The following is a 4180-nucleotide window of genomic DNA, read 5'->3' on the forward strand; positions in this document are numbered from 1 at the left end:
GGGGTTCGAGGAGCAATGGAACAGAAAACCTTGGTAAGGGTTGAACCCCAGGATTGCCGCTGAAATTCCGGCCCGTCGTCCCGATAGGGTATACCTGCCTAAGACGCTTTAGATGAGACAGTTTTGGCGTCTCATTAGGGTTGCTAAGCCGTTTCTGGGACGGTATCGTAATCAGGTCTAAACGCTAACGAGACGATTCCATCTCCCGATGGCACTCTATGGCTACGCCCGCGTGTCCACGATCGACCAGGATGTGACGCTGCAGGAGAGGACGCTGCGTGCGGCCGGTTGCAACATCGTGCGCTCGGAGAAGGTCAGCGGGTCCAAGCGCGATGGACGCACCGAGCTGGAGTTGCTGTTGGCCTTCCTGAGGCCTGGCGACACGCTGGTCGTCACGCGCATCGATCGCTTGGCGCGTAGCATTAAGGATCTTCAGGACATTATGTGCATGCTCAAGGAGCGGGGTGCGACGCTGATGGCGACGGAACAGCCGGTCGACACGAGCACGGCGACCGGCAAGGCGTTCCTCGATATGCTCGGCGTCTTCGCCGAGTTTGAGACCAATCTGCGCCGGGAACGCCAGCTCGAGGGCATCGCCGCGGCGAAGGTGCGCGGTGTCTACCAGGGACGTAAGCCATCGCTTGATTCCTCCGAAATCCGCCGTCTTCACACCGAGGAAAAGCTTGGGCCGACCGCGATCGCGCGCCGGCTCGGCATCGGCCGCGCGTCGGTCTACCGTGTGCTCGCGGGTAGCGACCGCACCTGATGCCGGTCTCCTTCCTCTCCCCGCAGCAGCAGGAACGTTACGGCCAGTTCCGCGGTGATCCGACGCCCGACCAACTGGCCCGCTGCTTTCATCTTGACGATGCCGACCTGGCATTCGTCCACTCGCACCGTGGCGCGCACATGCGCCTGGGTTGCGCCATTCAACTGGGCACGGTGCGGTTCCTGGGCACACTGCTTGAGGATCCCACCGCCGTGCCGGCGTCAGTGGCCCGTTTCGTCGCGGACCAACTCGGGATCACCGTCGACGGCCACCTTGACGCTTACCGGGCGAATCGGTGGCGCTGGCGCCATCCGATCGAGATCCGCGCGCAGTACGGCTATTGCGACATCACCGACGTCGGCGTTGGCTTCCGTCTCGGTCGCTGGCTTTTTGCGCTGTGCTGGACGGGCACCGAGCGTCTCAGTGTCTTGTTCGACCGGGCCAGCGACTGGCTGCTGACGCACAAGGTTCTCCTGCCAGGCACGAGCACCCTCGAGCGCTTCATTGCCCGACTGCGCAGCCGGGCGGAAGCACGCCTATGGCGGCTGCTCGGGCGGGATGTCACCCGCGAGCAGCAGGCCCGGCTGGATGCGTTGCTGAAGGTGCCACAGGGCAGCCGTTTTTCGCCCCTGGACCGGTTGCGCGCCGGTCCAGTGTCGGTCAGTAACCAATCGCTGGTGGCCGCGCTACAGCGCCTGCAAGCGGTGCGCGAGCTGGGTATCGCGCTGCCTGCCGCCCGCGTTCCGCCCAGCCGGCTGGCCTCCCTGGCCCGTTTTGCCGGCGCCGCCAAAGTCAGCGCGATGGGTCGGCTGCCGCCCGCGCGCCGGATAGCAACGCTGGTCGCCTTCGTGCATTGCCTTGAGGCGACCGCGCAGGACGATGCGCTCGAGGTGTTGGAACGGCTCCTGCGCGCGCTGTTCGCCGAGGCCGTCAAGGCCGACCGCCAGGCGCGACTGCGTACCCTTAAGGATCTCGATCAGGCGGCCATCCTGCTGGCCGCCGCCTGCCGCCTGCTGCTCGATCCGGTGGTCGTGGACGTGGAGCTACGTCCCCAGGTGTTTGCGCGGGTGCCGCAGAATACCCTTACCCAGGCGCTCGACAACGTCGACGCGCTGACCCGACCGCCGGACGACGTCTTCTATGGCGAACTCGAGAAACGGTACGGCAAAGTTCGCCGCTTCCTGCCGACGCTTCTCAAGCAGGTCCATTTCGGTGCCAGTCCGGCCGGGAAACCGGTGGTGGCCGCCTTCGACTGGCTGCGCGAGAACGACAGAAAACCCAAGCCCGACCAGGCTGCGCCATGCGAGGTGGTCCGCAAGCCGTGGCAGCGCTCGGTGCTGCGCGACGACGGGAAGGTCGATCGCCGTGCCTATACCTTCTGTATGCTCGACGCGTTGCACACGGCCCTGCGCCGCCGCGATGTGTTCGTCTCGCCGAGTTGGCGCTACGCCGATCCGCGCGCGGGACTCCTGACCGGCGACGAGTGGGAAGCGGCGCGGCCGATCATCTGTCGCTCGCTCGAGCTGCCGTCCAACCCACAGCCGGTGCTGGCCGCTTTGGCGGCCGAGCTGAATCAAACGTATCGCGCTGTCGCCGCACGCTTGCCGGACAATCCGGCCGTGCGTTTCGAGCAAGACGAGCTGATTCTGAGTCCGCTCGACAAGCTTGACGAACCGCCGTCACTGGTCGCGCTGCGCGAGGCGGTGGCCGCACGTCTGCCGCGTGTCGAGCTGCCGGAAATCCTGCTCGAGATCGCGGCCCGCACCGGCTTTACCGACGCCTTTACGCACCTGACCGAGCGCTCGGCACGGGCGGCCGACCTGACGACCAGCCTCTGCGCGGTACTCTTGGCCGAGGCATGCAATACTGGCCTCGAGCCACTGATTCGGCCCGACGTGCCAGCGCTCAAGCGTGGCCGCCTGTCGTGGGTCGACCAGAACTATGTGCGCGACGAGACCGTGACCGCCGCCAATGCGGCCCTCGTCGCCGCACAAAACCGACTCGAGCTCGCGCACGCCTGGGGCGGCGGCGAGGTTGCGTCGGCGGACGGCATGCGGTTCGTCGTGCCGGTGCGCACCGTGCATGCCGGGCCGAACCCCAAATATTTCGGTCCGCTCAAAGGGGTGACTTGGTACAACCTGCTCTCGAACCAGCTCACCGGACTGAACGCCATCGTGGTGCCCGGCACGCTACGCGACTCCCTGGTGTTGCTGGCCGTGGTGCTGGAGCAGGAAACGGAGCTGCGGCCCACCCGGATCATGACCGACACCGGGGCCTACAGCGATGTCGTGTTTGGCCTCTTTCGGTTGCTCGGCTATCGATTCAGCCCGCGACTGGCGGATATCGGCGGCACCCGCTTCTGGCGGATCGATCCCGATGCCGACTATGGCGAGCTCAACACCATCGCGCGCCAACGCATCAACGTGTCACTCATCGCCCAACACTGGGATGATCTGCTGCGGCTGGCCGGCTCGCTCAAGCTGGGGCGTGTGCCGGCGACCGGCATCATGCGCACGCTGCAGATCGGCGACCGACCCACCCGGTTGGCGCAGGCGCTCGCCGAGTTCGGCCGAATCGATAAGACCTTGCATACCCTCAACTATATCGATGATGAGACCCGACGTCGTGCCACGCTCTTGCAGTTGAATCGTGGCGAAGGACGCCACAGCCTCGCGCGAGCGATGTTTCACGGCAAGCGGGGGGAACTGCGCCAGCGTTACCGCGAGGGGCAGGAGGATCAGCTCGGCGCGCTCGGCCTGGTGGTGAACGCGGTCGTGCTCTGGAACACGATTTATCTGGACGCCGCGCTCGCCCAATTGCGACGGGAAGGCTATCCGATTCACGACGCCGACGTGGCGCGGCTGTCGCCGTTGATCCACGAACACATCAACATGCTCGGCCGCTACTCGTTCTCGGTACCAGAGGCCGTGAGCCGTGGCGAACTGCGGCCGCTCCGCAATCCCGCCGAACAGGATACTTGAGGTCAGAGATTCCGCAGGTGTGCAATCATGATCAAGGCTTACCAAGGTTTTCCGTTCCATTGCTCCTCAGATCCCCATGACGACCAGGAAGAAGGGGATGTTCATGTGGTCGATGCTGGACACCAGGGCGGTGAACAGCAGCCCCAGCGCGGCGAAGGCCAGGGCGGCGAGGAACAGCAGGGGGACGACCAGCACGGCGCCGGCCCAGTGCAGGTGCGGCCAGCCGGCCAGGGTGAACCCCGCCAGCACCAGGATCACGATCAGGGCGTAGACCGTCCCCAGGGTGGCGGCCCACAGCACCTCGCCCGGGTGCATTCCAATTTTACAAAGACCCCCAAACAACCAAGCCTCATGCAGCCGCCACCAGGGGCGGGATGGCCTGGAGCCATCGGCCACTTTTGAGGGCAACCCGCAGGTTGATGACATTCTTTGC

Annotated in this window: 3 protein-coding genes; 2 read left to right on the forward strand and 1 reads right to left on the reverse strand. The window is 65.4% G+C overall.

Annotated features, from left to right (window positions below; all coding sequences use genetic code 11):
* The first annotated feature begins 208 nt into the window (after nucleotides 1-208).
* Together K1X74_23345 and K1X74_23350 are read left to right on the forward strand one after the other, a co-directional pair.
* On the forward strand, nucleotides 209-766 hold the full coding sequence (locus tag K1X74_23345; GenBank protein MBX7169287.1) for a recombinase family protein: 558 nt from the start codon (nucleotides 209-211) through the stop codon (nucleotides 764-766).
* Nucleotides 766-3747 (forward strand): Tn3 family transposase, encoded by a 2982-nt coding sequence (locus tag K1X74_23350; protein MBX7169288.1) that lies wholly within the window; start codon nucleotides 766-768, stop codon nucleotides 3745-3747. Before K1X74_23345 ends, K1X74_23350 begins: the two co-directional genes overlap by 1 nt.
* A gap of 66 nt (nucleotides 3748-3813) precedes the next feature.
* Here K1X74_23350 and K1X74_23355 read toward each other — a convergent pair.
* Nucleotides 3814-4180 (reverse strand): hypothetical protein (locus K1X74_23355; GenBank protein MBX7169289.1); only part of this gene is annotated, 367 nt, incomplete at its 5' end.

The sequence above is a fragment of the Pirellulales bacterium genome (genome assembly GCA_019694435.1).
Taxonomy (GTDB): domain Bacteria; phylum Planctomycetota; class Planctomycetia; order Pirellulales; family JAEUIK01; genus JAIBBZ01.

What these genes read in the sequence shown, in the direction of transcription:
- K1X74_23345 (MBX7169287.1), top strand. Translation starts at nt 209, where the DNA reads ATGGCACTCTATGGCTACGCCCGCGTGTCCACGATCGACCAGGATGTG.
- K1X74_23350 (MBX7169288.1), top strand. Translation starts at nt 766, where the DNA reads ATGCCGGTCTCCTTCCTCTCCCCGCAGCAGCAGGAACGTTACGGCCAG.